Below are 23,650 nucleotides of genomic sequence, written 5' to 3' on the forward strand. Positions count from 1 at the left end.
TTCAATCGCGGAGAGCGCGTCCATGGCCGATACCGTCAATCAGGATGCCGCCACCCCGGCCGTGGGCGTGGCCTTTGCCGATGCGGTCGAGCGCATTCGCCGATCGTCGGAATATGTCGTCATCCCGCTCTTGGCATTGATTGCCGCGGGATTGCTCTTTTCGATCTTCCTGCTCGCCCTCGGCCATTCGCCGATCACCTTCTTCTCGCTGCTTTGGCGCGGCGGCTTCGGCACCGAATTTTCGTGGCAGAACACGCTGGTGCGTGCGGCGCCGCTGATCCTGACGGCGCTCTGCGTCGCCATCCCTGCACGCCTCGGCCTCACCATCATCGGCGGCGAAGGCGCGCTGGTGCTGGGCGGCTTCTCGGCGGCGGTGATCGCCATCCCGCTCGTGACGGCATCCGCACCCAATTACATCGTGCTGCCGATCATGCTGGTCGTGGCGACGGGCGTCGGCGCGTTCTGGATCGGCCTCGTCGGCATGCTCCGCCATTATCGCGGCATCAACGAGACGATCGCCAGCCTGCTGATGTCCTATATCGCGATCGCGATCATGAACTTCTTCGTCGAAGGCGCGCTGCGTGATCCCGGCAATCCGAACAAGCCGTCGACGCTGCCGATCGGCGACGCCAACATGATCGGCAATGTTCCTGGCCTCGGCGTCCATTGGGGCCTTCCCGCCGGCATCGTGGTGGCGGTTGCGCTCTGGGTGCTGATGAACCGCACGACCTTCGGTTTTGCGGCGCGCGTCACGGGCGGCAATGTCCGCGCGGCGCGGGCGCAGGGCCTGCCGGTCGGCAAGCTGATGGTCACCGCCTGCGCGATTGCGGGCGCGTGTGCCGGCCTCGCCGGCTTCTTCGAGGTGGCCGCGATCCAGGGCAAGGCCAATGCCTCGCTCGCCGCGGGCTACGGCTTCACCGGCATTCTCGTCGCCTTCCTCGCCCGGCAGAACCCGATCGCCATCGTGCCGGTCGCGATCTTCCTTGGTGGCATTGCGGCAGCCGGCGGGCTGATCCAGCGTCGCATGGGCATGCCCGACGCCACTGTCCAGGTGCTGCAGGGACTGATGTTCGTGGTGCTGCTCGTAAGCGAGACGCTGTATGGGCGCTTCGCCTTCTTCCGTCCGAGAGGAGACAAGCGATGAACGAGACCGATATCGGCGCCTATGGCGTCCCGCTCGCCATGCTGGCCGGCGCGATCCGTGTTTCGACGCCGTTCCTGTTCGTATCCCTCGGCGAATGCCTGACGGAGAAATCGGGCCGCATCAATCTCGGCCTCGAAGGAACGCTCGTCTTCGGCGCCATGTCGGGCTACGCGATCTCCTATCTGACGGGATCGCCGTGGCTCGGCGTGCTCGCGGCCGGCATTTCCGGCTGCTTCTTCGGCGCGATCCACGGCTATATCTGCAAACTGCCCAAGGTGAACGACATCGCGATCGGCATCGCCATGATGCTGTTCGGCACCGGCCTCGCCTTCTTCTTCGGCAAGCCCTTCATCCAGCCGCAGGCGCCGCATCTGCCCTCGATCTCGCTCGGCTTCTGGTCGGACCTGCCGCAGGTCCAGTCGGCGCTCTCGATCAACCCGCTCTTCCTGGTCGGCATCGTGCTCGCCGTCTTCATGTGGTGGGCGTTCAAGAATACGCGCTGGGGCCTCATCATCCGCATGACCGGCGACAGCGCCCCGGCGGCGCTCGCCATGGGCTATTCGGTCGATTGGGTCCGCTTCCTGGCGACCACGGTCGGCGGCTTCTTCGCCGGCGTCGGCGGCGCCTTCCTGTCGCTCTATTATCCCGGCGCCTGGAGTGAGGGCCTCTCCTCCGGCCAGGGCCTGATGGCGGTGGCGCTGGTGATCTTCGCGCGCTGGAACCCGCTCGCCTGCTTCGGCGCAGCCCTGCTCTTCGGTGCAGCCGGCGCGCTCGGCCCGGCCCTGCAATCGGTCGGCATCACGCAGGGCTACTACTTCTTCAATGCCGCGCCCTACCTGCTCACGCTCTTCATCATGATCGCTTCGGTCTCGCCCAAGCGCTCGCTGAAGGGGGCACCGGGCGAACTCTCGATTACCAAGTGAGGATTGCGTGATGAATGGTCTTGGCGGCCTGAACAAATCGCCGAACGGCGTCGTGATCGGTCTAGTGCAGCTTCAGCTGCCCGTGACCGTGACCAAGGCCGATCTCGCACGGCAGACGGCGCGCATCGTCGAACTGGTCGGCAAGGCGCGGCGCAACAATGCCGGCATGGACCTCGTGGTCTTCCCGGAATATGCGCTGCACGGCCTATCGATGGACATCAATCCGGCGATCATGTGCGATCTCGACGGTCCCGAGGTCGCGGCCTTCAAGGAGGCCTGCATCGACAATAAGATCTGGGGCTGCTTCTCGATCATGGAGAAGAACCCCGGCGGCAATCCGTATAATTCGGGCATCATCATCGACGATACCGGCGTGATCCGGCTCTATTATCGCAAGCTGCATCCGTGGGTCCCTGTCGAGCCATGGGAGCCGGGCGATATCGGCATTCCGGTCATTGACGGGCCCAAGGGCTGCAAGCTGGCGCTGATCATCTGCCATGACGGCATGTTCCCGGAAATGGCGCGTGAGGTGGCCTACAAGGGCGCCGAGATTTTGATCCGCACGGCGGGCTATACCGCGCCGATCCGCGAGAGCTGGCGCTTCACCAACCAGTCGAATTCGTTCTGCAATCTGATGGTGACGGCGAATGTCTGCATGTCCGGCTCGGACGGCACGTTCGACTCCATGGGCGAAGGCATGGTCGTCAATTTCGACGGCTCGATCATCGCGCATGGCACGAGCGGACGGCCGGACGAGATCATCACCGCCGAGGTGCGCCCCGATCTGGTGCGCGAGGCGCGGATCAACTGGGGCGTCGAGAACAACATTTACCAGTTCGGCCATCGCGGCTATGTCGCCGTGAAGGGCGGGGCGCAGGATTGCCCCTATACCTACATGACCGACCTTGCCGCCGGGACATATCGCCTGCCCTGGGAGGACCAGGTCGTGCACACGGACGGCTCGTCCTGCGGCTTCCCAGCGCCGACGCGGCGCTATGGCGAGAAACTCGCCGAGGCAGCGGAGTAAGCGGAGATGACCACCGATACGCTCGACGAGCGGGTAGCCGGCGCCTTCGTGACAGGCGGACGAACCATCGCCTCCGACCCCTATCCCTGGCCGTTCGACGGCAATCTGAAGCCCGAGAACACCGCGCTGATCGTCATCGACATGCAGGTCGATTTCTGTGCTCCCGGCGGTTACGTCGACTCGATGGGCTATGACATCTCGCTGACCCGCCAGCCGATCGAGCCGATACGTCGCGTGCTCGAGGCCATGCGCGCCAAGGGCTATCACATCATCCACACGCGCGAGGGCCATCGTCCCGATCTCGCCGATCTGCCGGCGAACAAGCGCTGGCGTTCGCAGCGGATCGGCGCCGGCATCGGCGACCAGGGACCATGCGGCCGCATCCTCGTGCGCGGCGAGCCGGGCTGGGAGATCATCCCGGAACTGCAGCCGATCGATGGCGAGGTCATCATCGACAAGCCCGGCAAGGGTTCGTTCGTCGCGACCGATCTGGAACTCGTGCTGCGCCAGAAAGGCATTCGCAACATCGTGCTGACCGGCGTCACCACGGATGTCTGCGTCCACACCACGATGCGCGACGCCAACGACATGGGCTATGAGTGCGTGCTGCTTTCCGATTGCACGGCCGCGACCAAGGTCGAGAACCATCTGGCAGCGATCGACATGATCAAGATGCAGGGCGGCGTCTTCGGCGCGGTGGCCACGAGCGATGCTCTGATCGCGGGGTTGGTCTGATGATCGAGCGCGCCATGAAGCTGAGCGCCCCCTCCCCAAAACTGGCTTTGCCAGTTTTGACCCTCCCTCGTGGGGAAGGTTTAGCATCACGTCTTTTGATCCTGATCTTCGGCGACTGGCGCCGGCCAAACCCTCCCCTTGAGGGAGGGTCAAAACCGCATCGCGGTTTTGGGGAGGGGGAGCGCCGCTCCGCTGGAGAGCGCTCATGACCCGTCGCACGGCCTTCGTCCATCGCATGCCGGCCGCCGCGCCCGATGATGTCGTGCCGCTCGCCTCGGCGCTCGGCAATGGCTCGATCCCCGCGGAAGGCATCGTCGCGATCCTCGGCAAGACCGAGGGCAATGGCTGCGTCAACGACTTCACGCGTGCGTTCGCCGTGCGCGCGCTCAAGGATGCATTGCGGGACGACCTTTCGAAGGAAGCTGTCGAGAAGGTCTCCTATGTCATGTCGGGGGGGACAGAGGGCGGGCTTGCGCCGCACTGGCTCGTGCTCGGCCGGGCGGAAGCCGGGGAGGGCGGCCAGTCGCCGTCCCTCGCGATCGGCGGCGCGCATACGCCGGCCATGCCGAGCGAGGATCTGGGGCGGCGGGGTCAGGTGGCACTCGTCGCGGCGGGCGTGCGCGCGGCGATGGCCGATGCCGGCATCGACGATCCGGCCGATGTCCACTTCGTGCAGATCAAGTGCCCGCTCCTGACGGCAGACCGCATCGCGGCGGTGGACGCAGCCGGCAAGACGACGTCCACGCGGGATACGCTCAAATCCATGGGCATGTCGCGCGGCGCGTCGGCGCTGGGTGCGGCGGTCGCGCTCGGCGAACTCTCGCTCGACGACATCGAGGATAGCGCGATCGGCCGCGATGTTTCGCTCTGGTGCGGGCGGGCCTCGACCTCGGCGGGCGTCGAACTTCTCAATCACGAGATCGTCGTGATGGGCATGAGCGCCGACTGGGTCGGGCCGCTGGCGATCGATCATGCGGTCATGGCGGACGGCATCGACGTGGAGCCCGTACGGGCCGCGCTGAAACGGCTCGGCTTTGCTGCGAACGGGCAGCTCTCGCTGGCCGAGCAGCCCGGCATGGTGGCGCTGCTCGCCAAGGCGGAAGCCGGCTCCACCGGCCGCCTCCGTGGCAAGCGCCACACCATGCTCGACGACAGCGACATTTCATCGACCCGCCATGCGCGCGGCTTCGTCGCCGGCGCGCTCGCAGGGCTCGTCGGCCATGCCGAGATCTTCGTTTCCGGCGGCGCCGAGCATCAGGGACCCGATGGCGGCGGACCCGTCGCCATTATCGCGAATTCGGATTGGATCAGAGGAGGCCTGCCATCATGAGCGCTCTCGCACAGCCGAACGCCCCGCGCCGCGCCGTTGAACTCGAGACGGTCGCCATGACCAAGATCTTCGGGTCGCTCGTCGCGCTCGAGGATGTCTCGATCCATGTCCGGCCGGGAACGCTGCATGCGTTGCTGGGCGAGAATGGCGCCGGCAAATCGACGCTCGTCAAATGCATCATGGGCTTCTACCAGCCGACCCGCGGCGAGGTGAAGATCGACGGCAAGCCGGCCGTGATCGCGACCCCGCGCGACGCCCATGCCCATGGCATCGGCATGGTCTACCAGCATTTTACTCTCGTCCCCTCGCTGACAGCGGCCGAGAACCTCGTCATTTCGCGTGCGCACCCGCCGGCCGTGATCGACTGGAAGAAGGAGATCAAGGGGCTCGAAGCCTTTCTCGACACCATGCCGTTCAAGGTGCCGCTGACCGTCCCCGTCTCGAACCTCTCCGCCGGCGAGAAGCAGAAGCTCGAAATCCTGAAGCAGCTCTATCTCGACCAGCGCTTCCTGATCCTCGACGAGCCGACCTCGGTGCTGACGCCGGGCGAGGCGGACGAGGTGCTGGGCCTTCTGCGCGGGATGACCGAGGCGGGCGATCTCACCATCCTGATGATCAGCCACAAGTTCCGCGAGGTCTCCGCCTATGCCGACGACGTGACCGTGCTGCGTCGTGGCCGCATGATCGGCGGCGGCAAGGTCGGTGAGCTTTCGGTGGCTGATATGAGCCATATGATGATCGGCGATACCAAGATCCGAGAGCGTGCGGCCCGCAAGACCTTCACAGATCGGCCCGTCGTTCTGGAGATAGCGGGCCTCTTCGCCGAAGATGACGGCGGCATTCCAGCGGTCAAGGGCGTCAATCTGAAGATCCATGGCGGTGAGATCGTCGGCATTGCCGGCGTCTCGGGCAACGGCCAGTCGACGTTGATCGAGGTGCTTTCCGGCCAGCGCGAGCCGACCGAGGGCCAGCTCTTCATCGACGGTGCCGATTTCCAGCCCGTGCGCCAGCAGATGGCGAAGTTCAAGGTGTTCGGCCTGCCGGAGGAGCCGCTGAAGAATGCCGCCGTGCCGCGCATGACCGTGGCGGAGAACATCGCCTTCCGAACCTTCGACGAGCCGCCGATCGCCAGCCGGTTCGGCTTCATGTCGCCCAAGCCGATGCGCAAGCAGGCGCGCGACCTGATCGCGTCCTACCGCGTCAAGACGCCCTCCACGGAAGAGCCGATCGAGAACCTCTCGGGCGGCAATGTGCAGCGCGCCATCCTGGCGCGTGAGCTTTCCGGCGAGGTTGAAGTGCTGATCGTCGCCAATCCATGCTTCGGCCTCGATTTCGCGTCGGTCTCCGAAATCCGCTCGCAGATCATGGACCAGCGCAATCGCGGCGCGGCCGTGTTGCTCGTCTCTGAAGATCTCGACGAGATCCTGGAACTCGCCGATCGGGTGGCGGTGATGTCGGGCGGCGAGATTCACTATGTCCGACCGATCGCCGAGGCCGATCGCGCCTCGGTCGGCATGGCCATGTCGGGGCACTGAAGGGGGCGGCACCATGATCGAAGTCGCGGCAGAGCCGTTCAACTATAGCTTCCCACCCGACAAGGTGGCCCTGATCGTCATCGACATGCAGCGCGATTTCGTCGAGCCCGGCGGCTTTGGCGAATCTCTCGGCAATGACGTCTCGCTGCTCAGGGCGATCATTCCGACGGTCGCCGATCTGATCGGCCTCTTCCGTATCAAGGGCTGGCCGGTCATCCATACGCGGGAAGGTCACATGGCAGACCTCTCCGATTGTCCGCCAAGCAAGATCCGGCGCGGCAAGCCCTCGCTCAGGATCGGCGACGAAGGGCCGATGGGTCGCATCATGATCCGCGGCGAGAAGGGCAATGCGATCATCCCGGAACTCGCGCCGATCGATGGTGAGATCGTTATCGACAAGCCGGGCAAGGGGGCGTTCTACGCGACCGAACTCGGCGAAGAGCTGGAGGCGCTCGGCGTCACCCATCTCGTCTTTGCCGGCGTGACGACCGAGGTCTGCGTCCAGACGACCATGCGCGAGGCGAATGACCGGGGCTTCGATTGTCTGCTGATCGAGGACGCGACCGAAAGCTATTTCCCGGAGTTCAAGGCTTCGACGCTCGCCATGATCACGGCGCAGGGCGCGATCGTCGGCTGCGTGGCGCCGCTCGCTGCCCTCGAAGCGGCAGCGGAAGAAAGCAAGGCGGCTTAAGGATCAATTCGAAATGTCGCAGTTTGATGCCAAGGCCTTCGACGCGCCGGCGCATGTCGCGCATATGGCGAAGGTGATGGGCCTCTCGATCGCGCCCGAATGGGAAGCGACCGTGGTGGCCAATATGGAGGCGACGGCGCGCGCCGCCGGCCTCGTGCTCAGCTATGCGCTCGACGAACATGTCGAGCCCGCTCCGGTCTTCGAGCCCTAGATCATGCCAGCCTCCCAAATTCTGCTGAGACCCGCTCACGAGATCGCCGCCGCCGTTGCGTCGAAAGAGGTCTCGGCCCGCGAGGTCGCCGAAGCCGCGATCTCCCTGATCGAGGCCCAGAATGGCGCGCTCCACGCCTATACCGACGTCACCGCCGACCGCGCGATCATCGAGGCCAATCGGGTCGACCAGGTGATCGCCGCTGGGGGCGCGCCGCCGCTGGCCGGGGTGCCCTATGCGGTCAAGAACCTCTTCGATGTGGAAGGGGTCGTGACGCGGGCCGGATCAAAGATCAACCGCGACGATCCGCCAGCGCCGGTCGACGCGACGTTGGTGACGAAAATGCGCGAGGCCGGCGGCGTGCTGCTCGGTTCGCTGAACATGGGCGAATATGCCTATGACTTCACGGGCGAGAATGCCCATGACGGCGCCTCGCTCAATCCGCACGACCGCACGCGCATGTCGGGCGGCTCTTCTGGCGGCTCGGGAACGGCGGTGGCCTCGGGGATGGCGGCCATCTCGCTCGGTTCGGATACGAATGGCTCGATCCGCGTGCCGTCTTCCTTCTGTGGCCTCTATGGGCTGAAGCCGACCTATGGCCGCTTGTCGCGGGCGCATACCTTCCCCTTTGTGCCGAGCCTCGATCATCTGGGGCCGATCGCGCGCAGCCCGCGTGACCTGGCGCTCGTCTTCGATGCGCTGCAGGGGCGCGACCCGGCCGATCCCGCGCAGATCGACCGTCAATCGCTTCGCTCGACCGCTGAGATCGGCAAGGGTGTTGAGGGCCTGCGGATTGCTGTCGCCGGCGGCTATTTCCAGCGCCAGGCCAAGCCCGAGGCGCTGGCAGGCGTCGCCCATGTCGCAAAGGCGCTCGGCGTCGATCGTGAGATCGAGCTTCCCGAGGCGCACCGGGCGCGGGCAGCCGCCTATCTGATCACCACATCGGAATCGTCGACCGTCCATCTCGACCGGCTGCAGCGCCGCGCTGCGGATTTCGATCCGGACACGCGCGATCGCTTCCTGTCGGGCGCCATGGTGCCGACGGCGTGGTATGTTCAGGCACAGCGATTCCGTGCCTGGTTCCGCGCCGAGATGCAGAAGCTCTTCGAGACCGTCGACGTCATCCTCGCTCCGGCGACGCCGTTTCATGCGCTGCCTTCGGGAACGAAGACGGTGGAACTCGACGGCGTGACGCTGCCAGCGCGCGCCAATATCGGCATCTTCACGCAGCCGGTCAGTTTCGTCGGCCTGCCCGTCGTCGCGGTGCCCGTGTGGTTGCCCGGGACCCATCTGCCGATCGGCGTGCAGGTGATCGCACCGGCCTGGCGCGAGGATATCGCGCTTCGCGTCGCCGAGACGCTTCACCTGGCGGGGGCCACCGCGGCACCTGTCGCACGCATGCCTGTTGAGACCCGATGATGGAAATTGATCTTCCCGACGTCAAAGCTGAACTCGAAGCGGCGTTCGCCGTTTACGAGACAGCCCTGATAACCAATGACGTCGCCGTGCTGGATGAACTCTTCCTCGATGCGCCGACCACGATCCGCTATGGCGGCGGTGAAAATCTCTATGGCTATGCCGAGATCGCTGCCTTTCGCTCCGGCCGTCCTTCGGCCGGGCTGGCACGCTCCATCGAGCGGACCGTGATCACCACCTATGGCCGGGATTTCGGCACCGCCTCGACGCTGTTCCGCCGCGACACCGCGCCCGGCAAGATCGGTCGCCAGATGCAGACCTGGATTCGCACGCCCGTCGGCTGGCGCGTCGTGGCGGCGCATGTGAGCGTCATTCCCGATCCTGAGGTTGCGGCATGAATGTCGTGACGGGCCAGGCCAAGATCGTCCCGGTCCGCAGGACACGCACCGAGGATCTGCGCCTGCAACTCGCCGATGATATCGTGCGCGGCATCTTCGCGCCGGGCGTCCAGCTCGACGAAGTCGGGCTCGCCGCGCGCTATGGCGTGTCACGAACGCCTGTCCGCGAAGCGTTGCGGCAATTATCCGCGAGCGGGCTTGTCGAGATCCGGCCGCACCGTGGCGCCATCGTCACGCGCCTTTCGGAAGAGCGGCTGATGGAGATGTTCATCGCCATGGCCGAACTCGAGAGCATCTGTGCCGGGCTTGCGGCCGAGGCGATGTCGGTCATCGATCGGCGCGAGCTCGAGGCGCGTCACAGAAGGCTCGCCGAACTGGTGCGCGAAGGCGATCCGGCGCGTTATGCCGAGGGTAATGAGAGTTTCCACAGCGCCATCTATGCCGGCGCCCACAACAGCTATCTGGCAGAGCTGACACTCGCGACGCGGGCGCGACTGGCGCCGTTCCGCCGGGCGCAGTTCCGCCGCATCGGCCGGCTTTCCGAATCCTTCGACGAGCATGAGCGCGTGGTCGAAGCGATCCTGCGCGGCGACAGGTTGGGCGCCATGGCCGCCATGCGCGAACATATCGGCACGGTCAAGGACGCGTTCGATCGTTACGTCGAAGGGCTATAGAGTCTCGGCAGGCGAAAAACAGCGTCCATGCGCAGCGGCATCGAGAGACCCGCGATCGGCCTTCAGATGCAGCCGACATAGTCGCCGGCGGCGCGAGCCCGGCCTTCAATGATCCGCGCCTTGGCCTGCATTGCGCGCGAGGGCTTGGCGGGGTTGCGAACGATCGGGTTGGGCAGGGCGGCGGTCAGCAATGCGGCCTGTCGCGCTGTCAGCTTCGAGGCGGGCTTGTTGAAATAATGCTGCGAGGCCGCTTCGACGCCGAAAAGGCCGGGGCCCCATTGCGCAATGTTCAGGTAGATCGTCATGATGCGCCGCTTCGACAGGATGAAGTCGGCGTAATAAGCCAACGGTATTTCCAGTCCCTTGCGGACATAGCTGCGCGACTGCCAGAGGAACAGGTTCTTGACCGTCTGCATGGGAATCGTGCTCGCGCCGCGCGACGGGCCGCCTTCACGGTCGAGCACGATGCCAAGCGCGTTCCAATCAACGCCGGAATGCTCGCAGAACTGGCCGTCCTCGGACATGATGACGGAATTGACCATGACCGGAGCGACGTCATCCAGTCCGACCCAGTCGCGCTCCATGCCTTGGAACGTCAGCGCCGACCAGATCATTAGCGTCGAGATCGGCGGCACGATCCAGTAGATCGGCGTCAGCACCAGCGGGATCGCGATGATCACCAGCACGAACTGGCCGATCCTGCGCATAAGCGATTTCCGGTCCGCGAATGCGTTCGCAACATTCGCCGGCAGGCGCAGGCTCATGCGGCTTCTCCCCTGATGGGTTCGACCGCAAAGCGGCGCAAATAGCTGGCGAGCAGGCGGAAATCACCCTCCCGGCTCGATCCGCGTCGCCAGACGAGACCGAGCGAGCGACGCGTCGGCCGGCCCTTGATTTCGGCCAGCGTGATGTCGGTGCCCGAGAGAATGCCGGCTTCCACGGCGATGCGCGGCAGGAAGGTGATGCCGAGTTCGTTGTCGACCATGTGCACCAGCGTGGTGAGGCTCGAGGCCCGGATTTCCTCGTTCTGGTGCTCGACCAGTTCAGGGGCGGCGGCGCGCACATGGTCGCGCAGGCAGTGGCCATCCTCGAGCAGCAGCAATGTTTCGCCGGAGAGCTCCTCCGCGCCGACTTCATGGCGGCCGGCCAATCTGTGTCGACCGTCGACCGCGAGAAGCAGCGTATCCTCCGCGATGATCTCGCGCATGAAGCCTTCCGTCGGCGCGGGAAAGGCGATCAGGCAGGTATCGAGCCGCCCGGCGCGCAGATCGTCGAGGAGAACGCGTGTCAGGTCCTCGCGCAGATGGAGGCGCAGTTCCGGATAAGCACGGCGCAGATGCGGCAGGGCGCGGGGAAGGAAATAGGGGGCGATCGAAGGAATGACGCCGAGGCGGATGCGCCCGGCGAGCGGCGCGTGGCCTGATCGTGCGGCATCCACCATTTCGCGTGCGTCGACCAGCAGCGCCTTTATCCGGATCAGGCTGGTTTCGCCGGCGGCGGTGAGCGTCGTCATGCGGTTCGACCGGTCGACCAGCGAAACGCCGACCGTTTCCTCCAATTGGCGGATCGCGTCGGAAAGCGTCGACTGGGTGACATTGCAGAGCGCCGCCGCCTTGCTGAACGAGCCGGCTTCGGCAAGGGCGACGAAGTACTGCATCTGGCGGAGTGTGGGGAGTTGCATGGGTGAGCCATAGCCGGCGCGGCATCGCGCCACAATCGATAAATCCGATGATGATTTTCGATTATAACGGTTTGACCGATCGAGCCCCTCATGTCATTTCTTCGCATATGCAGCAGCGTGTATCGCATTTGGTGTGCGCTGCCATATGCGCTCGTTCGACTTGCATCCACCAGGAGAGATCAACATGCTCGGCATTGGCGAAAAGCTGCCCGAATTTTCCGTGACCGGCGTCAAGCCCGGTTTCAACAGCCACGAGGAGAATGGCGAGAGCGCCTTCGAGACCGTGACCGAGAAGAGCTTCCCGGGCAAGTGGAAGGTGATCTTCTTCTACCCGAAGGATTTCACCTTCGTCTGCCCGACCGAGATCGCCGAATTCGCGCGTCTCGCTTCCGATTTCGAGGATCGCGACGCGGTTGTGCTCGGCGGTTCGACCGACAACGAGTTCGTGAAGCTCGCCTGGCGCCGCGACCACAAGGATCTGGACCGGCTGCCGATCTGGTCGTTCGCTGATACGAATGGCTCGCTCGTCGATGGCCTCGGCGTTCGTTCGCCCGACGGCGTCGCCTACCGCGTCACCTACATCGTCGACCCCGATGGCGTGATCCAGCACTCCTATGCGACCAACCTCAATGTCGGCCGCAATCCGAAGGACACGCTCCGCGTCCTCGACGCGCTGCAGACGGACGAACTGTGCGCCTGCAACCGTGAAGTCGGCGGCGCCACGCTGGCCGCCTAAGGCACTGGCCCTGTCGCCGCGCGGATCAATTCGCCCGCGACCAGGGCTCGAGCTTCTTGAGAACAGCCCCGGGATCGCTCCCGGGGTTCATGTTTGCGGGCCGCCGGTCCCCAAGCCCAACAATTCGCATTATCCGTCGAGGCCACAATGTCGATCGAAACCCTGAAATCCCGTCTGCCCGATTTCGCCAAGGATGTGCGCCTCAACCTGTCGTCGCTCGCATCCGACGAGACGCTGTCGCCGCAGCAGAAATACGGCCTGATGGTCGCCTGCGGCATTGCGAGCCGCAATCCCGAGGTCCGCGCCGCGCTGGTGGCCGAGGCAACGCCGCATCTGACGCCGGCAGCACTCGCCGCCGCCAAGTCGGCCGCCGCGATCATGGGCATGAACAATGTCTATTACCGCTTCACGCATCTGGTCACGAATAACGAGTACCGGACGCTGCCGGCCAAGCTGCGCATGAACGTCATCGGCAATCCCGGCGTCGACAAGGTCGATTTCGAGCTCTGGTCGCTGGCCGTCTCTGCCATCAATGGCTGCGGCATGTGCATGGATAGCCACGAGGCGGTCCTGAAGAAGGCTCAGGTGCCGACCGAGATCGTGCAGACGGCCGTGCGTTTCGCGGCCATCATCCAGTCGGCTGCGATCGGCCTGGAAGCTGCCGAAGCCGCTTGACGCTGCCCCGACAAACTGCGAACTCCGGCGTTCACCGCCGGAGCCTGCCACGTGCCACCCTTCACGTCCCGACTGATCGAAACCGCCGATACGATCGAGGCCGTCCTCGATCGCCTATTGGCGCTGGAGCCGGCTCCCGGCGAGATTGCGCGGCCCGCTCGCCTGATCGAGGCGATGCGCTATGCGGCACTCGGTGGCGGCAAGCGGTTGCGCCCCGCTCTGGTGGTGGAGACTGCGCTGCTCTTCGGACAGAGCGGCCCGGGCGTCCTCAGGACTGGCGCTGCGGTTGAGTGCCTGCATTGCTACAGCCTCGTCCACGATGACCTGCCGGCCATGGACGACGACGATTTGCGTCGCGGCAAGCCGACCGTTCACAGGGCTTTCGACGAGGCGACTGCGATCCTTGCCGGCGATGCGTTGTTGACGCTCGCCTTCGATATCCTGGCCGATCCGCAGACCGACGATGATCCGACGGTTCGTTCAGCGCTCGTGCTGGGGCTGGCGCGTGCGTCCGGGCTCGGCGGCATGGTCGGCGGGCAGATGCTCGATCTCGAGGCTGAACGCCTTTCGCCGGACGAGAATGGCATTCGCCGCCTGCAGGCGATGAAGACCGGCGCTCTGATCCGCTTTTCCTGCGAAGCCGGAGCCATTCTGGGCCGCGCCTCGGCGGACGAGCGCGAAGCGATCAACCATTTTGGCGCCGTCGCGGGTCTCGCCTTCCAACTCGCCGACGATCTCCTCGATGTGACCGCCTCGGCCGAGGCCATGGGCAAGGCGACAGGCAAGGATGAGGCGCGCGGCAAGGGGACGCTGGTTTCACTCCATGGCGTGGACGGCGTCCGCGCCATGCTTGATGAGCTCGTATCCGAGGCCGATTCGATCCTCGCCCCATTCGGCCCACGCGCCGAAAATCTGCGCCAGGCGGCCCGCTTCATCGCGGTTCGTCAGGTCTGACCGACCGAATTCCGGCGCTATTCGATCCTGGCGCGGTAGAGCATCGGCCAATAGGTCGACGGCACGCCGTTGCAATCGTCGAGCGCCTGATAAGACAGCATGCGAAATACGCTGCCGTCCCAGACCCATTCGCCGATCGAGCCACAATCGCCGATGCCGCGCCCCTTGGCGAAGCTCGAAAGCTGCAGCGTCTTGGCGTCGAAATCCGGATTGACCAGCGAGCCACTCGACGCGTCATCCTGGATCGGCGCCGGCACGTCGAGGCTGATCGGCTTCAACGGACCGCCATCCGTGGCGACGAAGAACGAATAGTCGTAATTATAGGCGCCGGCATCGCAGAAGAGGCCGTACAGGACCCGGTGGGCATCGAGCCGGCCAATGATCGGGTCGATGGGGCTGTCGCCGACGGCGCCCGTGCAATCCTCGCCGAGCAGTTTCTTCTGGGCTGGAGCGGAGGGAGCCGCGGGCACGGCGCCTTCGACGGGTTTCGCAGCCTGAATGATCGGCATGGCTGGCGGCGGCGGAACGCTGGATGCCGGCTTTGGCCCTGACCGGATCAGCGCGGTGACGGTGCCGAGCCGCTCCTGCGCTTCGTCGATCCAGAGCAGGGCGCCTGTTGCGCCGGAGAGCGAGATCGTTGCCGTTTGCGTTGATGTCGCATCCTTCAATGTTGCCTTCAGGAAGCCTGCTTTGCGAAGCGCGGCAAGAAATGAGGGCACGGAGGCGGCAGGTATCGTGGCGGTCATCGCGCCGGCATCGCCCTCGCTCGCCGCAATCGGTTCGGCAAGACCAGCCGCCTTTGCATCGTCGAATGCGAGTTCGAAATTCGCATCCGTGGGGGCCGTATCGCTGGCGAGCGTCATGCCGATCAGGACCGTCGGGGCAGCATCCGCGGCGCCGTCACGGGCGATGGTGATCCAGGCGCCCAGAAGTTCCTCGTCGAGCGTCGTCGCATAGCCGAAGGCGGAGCAGTTGCGGAGATTGTCGCAATAGGCCGTCCAGTCGCGAACGGTCTTGCTGAGCGCCGGCTCGGCTTTGGCCGGCACGGGTGCAGTGAGGGCGAGCAGAAGCAGGCTGGCGGTCAAACGTCTCATCGATGGGCTCCCTTTCCCCAACGTCTAGCTTTGGGCATGCGCAGACGCGTTGATGTTGATCACAGGCTCGGCGCAGCCGAATTGGCGTTCTATCACGGCCGCACGCGAGATCGTCTTGTGGGCGACACGTCGCGCTCCTATCGCAATACGCAGCTAGGCTGTTGCTTTGATAGCGATTTCCGCGCCAATCTCTACCCAGCCTTCTCGAACGGGAGTTCCCCATGTTTCCTACGCCGGTGCCCAAGCTCGTACCCAATACCTATGATTTCGAATCGAAACCGATGGTGAAGCCGACCGGCTTCCGGGAGTACGACGCGCGCTGGCTGTTCGGCGACGAGATCAACCTGATGGGCGTGCAGGCGCTCGGCATGGGGCTCGGTACGCTGCTGGGCGAGATGGGCATCAAGCGCGAGATCGTGACCGGCCACGATTTCCGTTCCTATTCGGCCTCGATCAAGCTTGCGCTCGTGACAGGACTGATGGCCGCCGGCGCCAAGGTGCACGATATCGGCCTCGCGGTCACGCCGATGGCCTATTTCGCGCAGTTCGAGCTCGACGTGCCGGCCGTCGCCATGGTCACCGCCTCCCATAACGAGAATGGCTGGACGGGCGTGAAGATGGGGGCCGCGCGTCCGCTCACCTTCGGACCCGACGAGATGAGCCGGCTGAAGGAGATCGTTCTGACGGCGGCCTTCGACCTCTCCGGCGGCGGCTCCTACCAGTACCACGACAATTTCCCGGCCATCTACATGGCCGACATGACCAATCGTCCGAAGCTGAAGCGCCCGATCAAGGTAATCGCTGCCTGCGGCAACGGCACGGCCGGCGCTTTCGCGCCGAAGGCGCTCGAAATGATCGGCGCCGATGTGATCCCGCTCGATGCCGAACTGGATTTCACCTTCCCGCGCTACAATCCCAATCCCGAAGACATGAAGATGCTGCATGCGATTCGCGATGCAGTGCTGGAGCATGGCGCGGAGGTCGGTCTCGGCTTCGACGGTGACGGCGATCGTTGTGGCGTCGTCGACAATGAAGGCGAGGAGATCTTCGCCGACAAGGTCGGCGTGATGCTGGCGCGCGACCTGTCCGCGCTCTATCCGAACTCCACTTTCGTCGTCGACGTGAAGTCGACCGGCCTGTTCGCGACGGATCCGGTGCTGATCGCCAATGGCGTCAAGGCGGATTACTGGAAGACCGGCCATTCCTACATCAAGCGGCGCGTCAACGCGCTGAACGCGCTCGCCGGCTTCGAGAAGTCGGGCCACTACTTCTTCAACAAGCCGATCGGCCGCGGCTATGACGATGGCCTCGTTTCCGCGCTCGCGATCCTCGACATGCTCGATCGCAACCCCGGCAGGACCATGGCCGACCTCAAGAACGCCCTGCCGAAGACCTGGGGTTCGCCCACCATGTCGCCGCATTGCGACGACGAGAAGAAGTATGGCGTGATCGACAAGGTGGTGGCGCGCTTCGAGGAGATGCGGGCCAAGGGCGAAACCGTCGCCGGCCAGAAGATCATCGACCTGATCACCGTGAACGGCGTGCGCGTCGTCAACGAGGACGGCACATGGGGCCTCGTTCGCGCCTCGTCGAACAAGCCCGAACTGGTCGTCGTGGTCGAGAGCCCGGTTTCGGAAGCGCGCATGCGCGAAATGTTCCACGCCGTCGACGGGACGCTGCGCGAGAACCCCGAAGTCGGTGCCTATAACCAGACGATCTGATCAGAAGCCGTTTGGCAGTGCGTCTCCGGCTGGTCTATCATCCTACAAAAGACCAGTTGGAGACGCCCCGCCATGACGACCCGCTCCTTCGGCACCTTGCCGGACGGCACGACGATCGACGCCATAACGATCGCCAATGACACGCTCAGCGCCCGGATCATCACCTATGGCGCGGTGATCCAGGATATTCGCCTCGCGGGTATCGATCATCCGCTGGTGCTGGGCTTCGATACGATCGACGCCTATCTGCGCAATCCCAACTATTTCGGCGCCGTAGCGGGCCGCTTCGCGAACCGCATCGCCGATGGTCGCTTCTCGATCGATGGCGAGAGCTTCCAGCTGGCGCAGAACGAGGGGCCCAATCATCTCCATGGCGGCTTTGACGGGTTCGGCACGCGAGTCTGGTCGATCCTTGGGTCGGACGAGACCAGCGTGACGCTCGGCATTGTCGGCGCCGATGGCGAGAATGGCTATCCCGGCCGTGTTTCGGTCGAGCTGACCTATTCGATCGAGGCGCCGGCGACGCTCAGGACCTCGATCCGTGCCACGACGGACAAGGCGACGATCGTCAACCTCGCCCAGCACAGCTATTTCAATCTCGATGGCGCCGGCACGATCCGCGACCACGTCCTGACCATCCCGGCCGAGACCTATCTTCCGATCGACGCCGGCAAGATTCCGACCGGAGAGTTCCGCCCGGTTGCCGGCACCCCGTTCGATTTCCGCGCCGGCCGCAAGGTCGATACGGGCGATGTGATCATCGATACCTATGACCATAATTTCGTCGTCACGCATGCCAAGACCGAAGCGCCGCACCTCGTCGCGCGTCTCGTGTCGGAGAAGAGCGGCATCGCGATGGACGTTCTTTCGACCGAGCCCGGCGTGCAATTCTATGGCGGGCAGATGATCACCTCGCGTGATCTCGGCCTTAATGGCGAGGTCTACGGCGCCAATTCAGGCCTCTGCCTCGAGGCGCAGCTCTTCCCCGATGCGCCGAACCAACCCGGCTTCCCGAGCGCCGTTCTGCGTCCCGGCGAGACCTATCACCAGGAGACGCTGTTCGCCTTCTCACGCGTATGATCTGCACCACATTTCCTTGTCCGGATGGTGAACATTCCTCTTCCATTCCGGCGTGACGCGCACCATTCTCTGCGTTTCCTCTGGCTTGGGCCGGATTGATCCGGCGGAGTTGGCGTTCATGAGTGGCAATCGTTCGACGCATATCCGGCTGACCTCGCATCCAGGCGCCGGCGCACCGGTTCGCTTCCCGATTCACTGGGGGGAGGCGGATCCGCGCAAGCGGGGGCCGGTGATCGGCTCGGTGTCGAACCCGGCCGATCGCAATGCGATCGGTACGCATGGCGGCTCCTATTCGCTCTATCGCGCGCTGGCCGTCTCCTCCGGCGCGCTCAATCCGATCCAGCGCCCGGACCTGCGCAACACCTCGCCGGTCACGGAGATCGGCCCGCATCCGCAATGGTCGACGCCGGGCAAGATCGTCTCGCTCGATCCGTTCGGCCATATGGCGGCGGACATCTTCTCGGACCTGATCGCCGAGGGTGTCGATATCCGCCCGTCCATCGCCATCACCAAGGCGCGGCTCACCATGGCCGAACTGCACGAGGCGATCCGGCTGAAGCGGATCCCGATTGATGGCGAGATCGTGCATGAAAATGGCGACGTCTCGGTCACCAAGGCGGCGATCGATCCGGTCTGGTACCTGCCCGGTATCGCCCAGCGGTTCAACGTTTCTGACGAGGCGCTGCGACGCACGCTGTTCGAGCAGACGGGTGGCATGTATCCCGAACTCGTGACGCGGCCCGATCTCGACGTGTTCCTGCCGCCGATCGGCGGCATCACGATCTATATCTTCGGTGATCCGGCGGCACTCTCGGACCCGAAGCGCACGCTCGCCTGCCGCGTCCACGACGAATGCAACGGTTCCGACGTGTTCGGCTCCGACATCTGCACCTGCCGGCCCTATCTGATCCAGGGCATCGAGGAATCGGTCAAGGAAGCGCAGAAGGGCGGCGCCGGCCTCGTGGTCTATAACCGCAAGGAGGGGCGGGCGCTCGGCGAGGTCACGAAGTTCCTCGTCTATAACGCGCGCAAGCGCCAGGAAGGCGGCGATCAGGCCGCGACCTATTTCGAGCGCACCGAATGCGTTGCGGGCGTCCAGGATGCGCGCTTCCAGGAACTGATGCCGGATATCCTGCACTGGCTCGGCATCCAGCGGATCGACCGCTTCATCTCCATGTCGGACATGAAATATGACGCGATCACGCGCTCGGGCATCGAGATCGTCGAGCGGGTGCCGATCCCGGAGGAACTGATCCCGATCGATGCGCGCGTCGAGATGGACGCCAAGAAGGCGGCCGGCTATTTCAGCGCCGCCCCGCCGCCCACGGCCGAGGATCTGACCCGGACGGTCGGCCGGTCGCTGGAGAAATATTAGGCGCTTCCCCCTTCTTTCTTTTCCCTCTCCCTTGTGGGGAGGGTCGGGGAGGGGGTACCGGCTCGGTGCGGAAAGCTCTTACTCCGGCCTGCCAAATATTCGGATGGGACCGCGCTGGTACCCCCTCCCTAGCCCTCCCCACAAGGGGGGAGGGGATGGCACTGAGGTGAACCCGCCTCTCCCGCTAGATCTGCCTCGAACGGAGTTCGTCTTGGCCACAGCATCCTCTCTTCTCTCCGCCGCTGCCGTTCGCGAGCGGGCGCATCGCCTGCTTGATCTCGGCATTGACGGGAAGCTCGATCATTTCGCCGTGGATGTCAGCCGGCTCCCCGTCACTGCCGACTATGTCGTCGAGACGACGCGCGCCGCCTATCCCGACCTCGAAATTCCGTTCCATTCACGCTGGCGCCATTTCGAGGCAGGCAAGATCGATCGCTGGGGTGGTCTGGTCGATGCCGCCGGCATCACGGATCCGCTGGTCTTCGGCCGTGCCGCCTATGACCTTGCCATCGTCAGCGTGCTGCTCGATGCTGGCGCCGGGCCGGCCTGGCATTATGACGAGGCGGTGAGCGGCGAGACCTTCGCACGCTCCGAGGGGCTGGGCGTCGCGAGCTTCGCCATGTTCGCCTCGGGCCTGTTCTCCATGGATCCCGCCGATCCGCTTCGTGCCGATGCGGCCGCGCTCGCTGTGCTGACGCCGGAAGAACTCGGCGACGGATTCCAGGTCTCGGAAGCCAATCCGATTGTCGGCCTCGAAGGACGCGCGGGGCTGCTGAATGCGCTTGGCCGCGCCGTGGCCGACCGGCCGGACATTTTCGGCGAGGATGAAGCGCGGCCGGGTGGCCTCTTCGACGCGGTGCTGGCACGCGCTGTCGACGGCAGGGTCGCAGCGCCCGTCATTCTCGAACTGGTCCTCGAAGGCCTCGGCTCGATCTGGCCGAGCCGCATCGTGCTCGATGGCGTGGCGCTCGGCGATACCTGGCGGCATCGCAAGCTCGTGACCGATGACACGACGAACCATCTCGTGCCGTTCCACAAGCTCTCGCAATGGCTGACCTATTCGCTGATCGAGCCGCTGATCTGGACCGGCGTCGAGGTCGTCGACATAGACGGGCTGACCGGCCTCCCCGAATACCGCAATGGCGGGCTCTTCATCGACATGGATGTCATCACGCCGAAGGATCCGACCGCCTTCGAGCGCGTCTGGAAGGCGGAAGATGAGTTCATCGTCGAATGGCGGGCGCTGACGGTCGCCTTGCTCGACAAGACCGCCGATCTCGTGCGCGAACGGCTCGGCATGGACAAGGTCTCGCTGCCGCTCGCCAAGGTGCTCGAAGGCGGCACCTGGGCATCCGGCCGGCGCATCGCGAAGACCAAGCGCGAAGGCGGCGGGCCGCCGCTCAAGATCGAAAGCGACGGCACGGTTTTCTGAACCGCTGGGGATCGCTCTGCCAAGCTCCGGCCATGCCGGGGCTTGAGCTTCAGCCGATCCGGCGGATGATGGAGGGCTGGTGGCCTGTGCTCGCCGCAATGCGCGCCGTCGCCTCGGCGAGCGGTTCTGAGACCACCATCATCTGGTATCCACTTGCATGCAGCAGGGTTTCGGCGTCGCGCAGCATGCCGACATGGCCGGGCCAGAAGATCAGGTCGCCGCGGATGAGTTCAGCCGACAGGCCGCCCTCGACCGGTTGGCCCAGCCCCGCCGCCTGCTGGTCGGAATCGCGCGGCGCGGCGATCCCGGCAGCCGCGAGCGCAAGCTGCACCAGGGCGGAGCAATCGAGGCCGAGGCTGGTCCGCCCGCCCCAGAGATAGGGCACGTTCAGGAAGCGCTCGGCAACCGTCACGAAATCCGGCTCGGCGGCCGCTCCCATCGGAGCTACATGGCGCGCGATGACTGCGCCCGAGCCGTCGGCAAGCAGGCGGTAGAGCATGCCCCGCGTCTCGACCTCGCGGCCCAGGCTGATCTCCGATCCGAGCGACAGGGCGGCGACAGGCGGCAATCTGAGATCGGCCGCGGGGTAGACGAAGGTCCGCAGCGCCGTGACGCGGTGCGTCGGCGCCGGGTCGTCTGCTCCCAGCGCATCGGAGGCGATGAAGCCGACATAGCCGTCGGTTTCGAGCTGCGCCCAGGCCCAGCCCTCCATCGTCTCCTCGAAAACCTTCACGCGCTCGCCACGGAGCGCCTCGCTGTCGATCGCCGCATCCGATCGCGGGGCGCGGCGGATCGGCGTCGACGGGATTGCGATCCGCCGGGGCGCTCCCTCGACGAAGCGATCGGCGACAACGCGGCCCTCGAGCGCCGCGTCGGCGAGATCGGGCCTGAAGGCGTGCGTGCGCCGGTCCAGAGTTAGGCTCTCGCTCATGGCGGCAGGTCCCTGTGGCGTTCGATGATCCAGTCGCCCAGCTGCTCGACGGCGAGCGCGCCGGCGACCGTGCGCTGGATGATGACGTTGCGCTTGTCGGTCGCGTCGCGGTGGCGCGTCAAGAGGCCGAGCCGTCCCATCGTGTCGAGCGCGCGGGTGATCGCCGGCTTGGTGACGCCGAGCTTGGCGGCGAGACCGCGCACCGTGTGGGGCGGCATGTCGAGATAGACGGTGAGGAGCACGGCCATCTGGCGGGCGGAGAGGTCATGGCCGCCGGCGCGGACCAGATCGAAGGTCACGTCATGCCAGAGACGCAGCGCCTGCGATGGACGCAACTCGGCAGGCATCGACGCACCTCCACGCTACACGGGTCCGAGATCGTTTCGGACCCGTTCTATTTAGCGGGCTGAGCTGGAGATGCGCAAGGGCAGGGGAGGCGCGTCCGCTTCATCGGACGAGCGGGAAGCGCCTCATACCGAACCGTGGCTCCTATCCCCCGAAACGCGCCGTAATCAGCGAGAACAGCGCGCGGATCGCCTGTGCTTCGCCGCCCTCGGGTCGCGCCGGGCGACTGGAGGGGTTCCAGGCATAGATGTCGGCATGAACCCAGGGGATCGATTTCGGCACGAAGCGATCGAGGAACAGTGCAGCTGTCACCGATCCGGCAAAACCGCCGCTGCCGGCATTGTTGATGTCGGCCACCTTCGAATCCAGCATCGCCTCATAGGGCGCCCAGAGCGGCATGCGCCAGAGCGGATCGCCGACGCGCTCGGCATGCTGGGCCAGATCGGCGGCGAGCTCGTCGTCATGGGTGTAGAAGGGCGGAATATCGGGGCCGAGGGCGACGCGCGCCGCGCCGGTCAGCGTGGCGAGGTCGATCAGCAGCGCCGGGCTCTCCTCGGCGGCGAGCGTCAGCGCATCGGCCAGGATCAGCCTGCCCTCGGCGTCGGTATTGCCGATCTCGACCGAGATGCCGGCACGCGAGCGGAATACGTCGCCCGGACGGAAAGCGGGGCCGGAAATCGCATTCTCGACCGCCGGCACCAGCAGGCGCAGGCGGACGGGCAGGCGAGCCTCCATGATCAGCTGCGCCAGGCCCATGGCATTGGCCGCACCGCCCATGTCCTTCTTCATCAGGAGCATGCCGCTCGACGGCTTGATGTCGAGGCCGCCCGTGTCGAAGGTCACGCCCTTGCCGACGAGCGTCACCTTGGGATGATCGGGATCGCCCCAGACGAGATCGACGAGGCGCGGTCCGCGATCGTCGGCCGCGGCACGGCCGACGGCGTGGATCAGCGGCAGGTTGGCGCCGAGCAGCTCGGAGCCGACGATTTCCGAAACGCTCGCGCCATAGCGCTCGGCGAGGGCATGGATTTCGCGCGCGAGTTCCGCCGGCCCCAGATCATTCGGCGGCGTGTTGACGAGATCGCGCACCATGCTGATCGTCCGCGCCATGCCGCGTGCGGCGGCGACAGGAACGCCCTTGGGCACGACGAGCCGCGGCGCGGCGGCGGCGCTGGTCTTGTAGCGGGTGAAGCGATAATTGCCGAGCGCCCAGCCGAGCGCCGTCAGCGACGGGTCCGGCAGCTCGGTGACGAAGTGATAATCGCCCTGCGGCAGGATCATCGGCAGCTTGCCGCTGATGAGCGGCGCGCTCTTGCGCGCGGTGGCCGCGCCGAGGCCGAAGAGCACGCGGCCGACCGACCCCTTGGCGTCGGCGATGATCGTCACCGCACCCATGGCGGCGTCGAACCCCGTCGCGCGCGCCCAGCCGGCCTCGACGGCCGAAAGGCTCGCGAGCAGTCCGTCCAGGCCGTCGGGGGCGACCGCATGGATCGGCACCGCGACATCGGAGCTTTCGATCAGGCTATCGCTATAGCTCACGGC

24 protein-coding genes are annotated in these 23,650 nt (G+C 65.4%); 18 read left to right on the forward strand and 6 right to left on the reverse strand.

Features of this window, described 5'->3' with window-relative positions; translation table 11 throughout:
• The first annotated feature begins 22 nt into the window (after positions 1-22).
• From QO014_RS16365 to QO014_RS16415, 11 genes are all read left to right on the forward strand, one after another.
• On the forward strand, positions 23-1,144 hold the full coding sequence (locus QO014_RS16365; RefSeq protein ID WP_266349782.1) for an ABC transporter permease: 1,122 nt from the start codon (positions 23-25) through the stop codon (positions 1,142-1,144).
• The gene (locus QO014_RS16370; protein ID WP_266349783.1) at positions 1,141-2,067 is read left to right on the forward strand and encodes an ABC transporter permease; all 927 of its coding nucleotides are present in this window, start codon (positions 1,141-1,143) and stop codon (positions 2,065-2,067) included. Before QO014_RS16365 ends, QO014_RS16370 begins: the two co-directional genes overlap by 4 nt.
• A 10-nt stretch (positions 2,068-2,077) precedes the next feature.
• Complete coding sequence (locus QO014_RS16375) at positions 2,078-3,094, forward strand: formamidase (RefSeq protein ID WP_266349784.1); 1,017 nt, start codon at positions 2,078-2,080, stop codon at positions 3,092-3,094.
• A gap of 6 nt (positions 3,095-3,100) precedes the next feature.
• Positions 3,101-3,829 (forward strand): biuret amidohydrolase, encoded by a 729-nt coding sequence (gene biuH, locus QO014_RS16380; RefSeq protein ID WP_266349785.1) that lies wholly within the window; start codon positions 3,101-3,103, stop codon positions 3,827-3,829.
• A 205-nt stretch (positions 3,830-4,034) separates the two neighbouring features.
• Positions 4,035-5,159 (forward strand): cyanuric acid amidohydrolase, encoded by a 1,125-nt coding sequence (gene atzD, locus QO014_RS16385; protein ID WP_266349786.1) that lies wholly within the window; start codon positions 4,035-4,037, stop codon positions 5,157-5,159.
• The gene (locus QO014_RS16390) at positions 5,156-6,694 is read left to right on the forward strand and encodes an ABC transporter ATP-binding protein (RefSeq protein WP_266349787.1); all 1,539 of its coding nucleotides are present in this window, start codon (positions 5,156-5,158) and stop codon (positions 6,692-6,694) included. The genes atzD and QO014_RS16390 overlap by 4 nt, the downstream gene beginning before the upstream one ends.
• 13 nt (positions 6,695-6,707) lie before the next feature.
• Positions 6,708-7,385, forward strand: coding sequence for a cysteine hydrolase family protein (locus tag QO014_RS16395; protein ID WP_266349788.1), 678 nt, complete (start codon positions 6,708-6,710; stop codon positions 7,383-7,385).
• 13 nt (positions 7,386-7,398) lie between these two features.
• Complete coding sequence (locus tag QO014_RS16400; RefSeq protein WP_266349789.1) at positions 7,399-7,596, forward strand: DUF4089 domain-containing protein; 198 nt, start codon at positions 7,399-7,401, stop codon at positions 7,594-7,596.
• A 3-nt stretch (positions 7,597-7,599) separates the two neighbouring features.
• On the forward strand, positions 7,600-9,015 hold the full coding sequence (locus QO014_RS16405; protein WP_266349790.1) for an AtzE family amidohydrolase: 1,416 nt from the start codon (positions 7,600-7,602) through the stop codon (positions 9,013-9,015).
• Positions 9,015-9,410 (forward strand): oxalurate catabolism protein HpxZ, encoded by a 396-nt coding sequence (hpxZ, locus tag QO014_RS16410; protein WP_266349942.1) that lies wholly within the window; start codon positions 9,015-9,017, stop codon positions 9,408-9,410. The genes QO014_RS16405 and hpxZ overlap by 1 nt, the downstream gene beginning before the upstream one ends.
• Entirely contained in the window at positions 9,407-10,084 is a 678-nt protein-coding gene (locus QO014_RS16415; RefSeq protein WP_266349791.1) for a GntR family transcriptional regulator, read from the forward strand. The genes hpxZ and QO014_RS16415 overlap by 4 nt, the downstream gene beginning before the upstream one ends.
• A gap of 62 nt (positions 10,085-10,146) precedes the next feature.
• Here the strand turns inward: QO014_RS16415 and mtgA are convergent, their stop codons facing one another.
• Positions 10,147-10,791 (reverse strand): monofunctional biosynthetic peptidoglycan transglycosylase, encoded by a 645-nt coding sequence (gene mtgA, locus QO014_RS16420; RefSeq protein WP_266349943.1) that lies wholly within the window; start codon positions 10,789-10,791, stop codon positions 10,147-10,149.
• A 53-nt stretch (positions 10,792-10,844) separates the two neighbouring features.
• A complete protein-coding gene (locus QO014_RS16425; RefSeq protein ID WP_266349792.1) occupies positions 10,845-11,765 on the reverse strand; it encodes a hydrogen peroxide-inducible genes activator in 921 nt (306 codons plus the stop codon).
• A gap of 184 nt (positions 11,766-11,949) precedes the next feature.
• Between QO014_RS16425 and QO014_RS16430 the strand changes: the two genes are divergently transcribed.
• The 3 genes from QO014_RS16430 to QO014_RS16440 all read left to right on the forward strand — a co-directional run bounded on the left by QO014_RS16430 (position 11,950) and on the right by QO014_RS16440 (position 14,130).
• Positions 11,950-12,501, forward strand: coding sequence for a peroxiredoxin (locus tag QO014_RS16430; RefSeq protein WP_266349793.1), 552 nt, complete (start codon positions 11,950-11,952; stop codon positions 12,499-12,501).
• A 147-nt stretch (positions 12,502-12,648) separates the two neighbouring features.
• Positions 12,649-13,176 carry an alkylhydroperoxidase, AhpD family gene (ahpD, locus tag QO014_RS16435; RefSeq protein ID WP_266349794.1) on the forward strand — a complete coding sequence of 176 codons (528 nt, stop codon included), beginning with the start codon at positions 12,649-12,651 and terminating at the stop codon, positions 13,174-13,176.
• Between the two features lie 51 nt (positions 13,177-13,227).
• On the forward strand, positions 13,228-14,130 hold the full coding sequence (locus QO014_RS16440) for a polyprenyl synthetase family protein (protein ID WP_370877156.1): 903 nt from the start codon (positions 13,228-13,230) through the stop codon (positions 14,128-14,130).
• Positions 14,131-14,147: 17 nt separating this feature from the next.
• On the opposite strand, the gene QO014_RS16445 is transcribed toward QO014_RS16440, so the two are convergent.
• Positions 14,148-15,224, reverse strand: coding sequence for a DUF1176 domain-containing protein (locus QO014_RS16445; RefSeq protein ID WP_266349795.1), 1,077 nt, complete (start codon positions 15,222-15,224; stop codon positions 14,148-14,150).
• Positions 15,225-15,445: 221 nt separating this feature from the next.
• On the opposite strand from QO014_RS16445, the gene QO014_RS16450 reads away from it, so the two are divergent.
• From QO014_RS16450 to QO014_RS16465, 4 genes are all read left to right on the forward strand, one after another.
• On the forward strand, positions 15,446-16,945 hold the full coding sequence (locus QO014_RS16450) for a phosphomannomutase/phosphoglucomutase (RefSeq protein ID WP_266349796.1): 1,500 nt from the start codon (positions 15,446-15,448) through the stop codon (positions 16,943-16,945).
• A gap of 72 nt (positions 16,946-17,017) precedes the next feature.
• Positions 17,018-18,025 carry an aldose epimerase family protein gene (locus QO014_RS16455; protein ID WP_266349797.1) on the forward strand — a complete coding sequence of 336 codons (1,008 nt, stop codon included), beginning with the start codon at positions 17,018-17,020 and terminating at the stop codon, positions 18,023-18,025.
• Positions 18,026-18,143: 118 nt separating this feature from the next.
• Positions 18,144-19,400, forward strand: a complete 1,257-nt coding sequence (locus QO014_RS16460; RefSeq protein ID WP_266349798.1) for a GTP cyclohydrolase II — start codon at positions 18,144-18,146, stop codon at positions 19,398-19,400.
• Between the two features lie 211 nt (positions 19,401-19,611).
• Complete coding sequence (locus QO014_RS16465) at positions 19,612-20,832, forward strand: URC4/urg3 family protein (protein WP_266349799.1); 1,221 nt, start codon at positions 19,612-19,614, stop codon at positions 20,830-20,832.
• A gap of 49 nt (positions 20,833-20,881) precedes the next feature.
• Here the strand turns inward: QO014_RS16465 and QO014_RS16470 are convergent, their stop codons facing one another.
• From QO014_RS16470 to QO014_RS16480, 3 genes are all read right to left on the reverse strand, one after another.
• Positions 20,882-21,763: a C40 family peptidase gene (locus QO014_RS16470; RefSeq protein ID WP_266349800.1), complete on the reverse strand. Its 882-nt coding sequence runs from the start codon at positions 21,761-21,763 to the stop codon at positions 20,882-20,884.
• Positions 21,760-22,110 (reverse strand): MarR family winged helix-turn-helix transcriptional regulator, encoded by a 351-nt coding sequence (locus QO014_RS16475; protein ID WP_266349801.1) that lies wholly within the window; start codon positions 22,108-22,110, stop codon positions 21,760-21,762. The genes QO014_RS16470 and QO014_RS16475 overlap by 4 nt, the downstream gene beginning before the upstream one ends.
• Before the next feature lie 142 nt (positions 22,111-22,252).
• Positions 22,253-23,647 (reverse strand): leucyl aminopeptidase family protein, encoded by a 1,395-nt coding sequence (locus tag QO014_RS16480; protein WP_266349802.1) that lies wholly within the window; start codon positions 23,645-23,647, stop codon positions 22,253-22,255.
• Positions 23,648-23,650: the final 3 nt, after the last annotated feature.

This window comes from Kaistia dalseonensis (genome assembly GCF_030814715.1).
Lineage (GTDB): Bacteria > Pseudomonadota > Alphaproteobacteria > Rhizobiales > Kaistiaceae > Kaistia > Kaistia dalseonensis.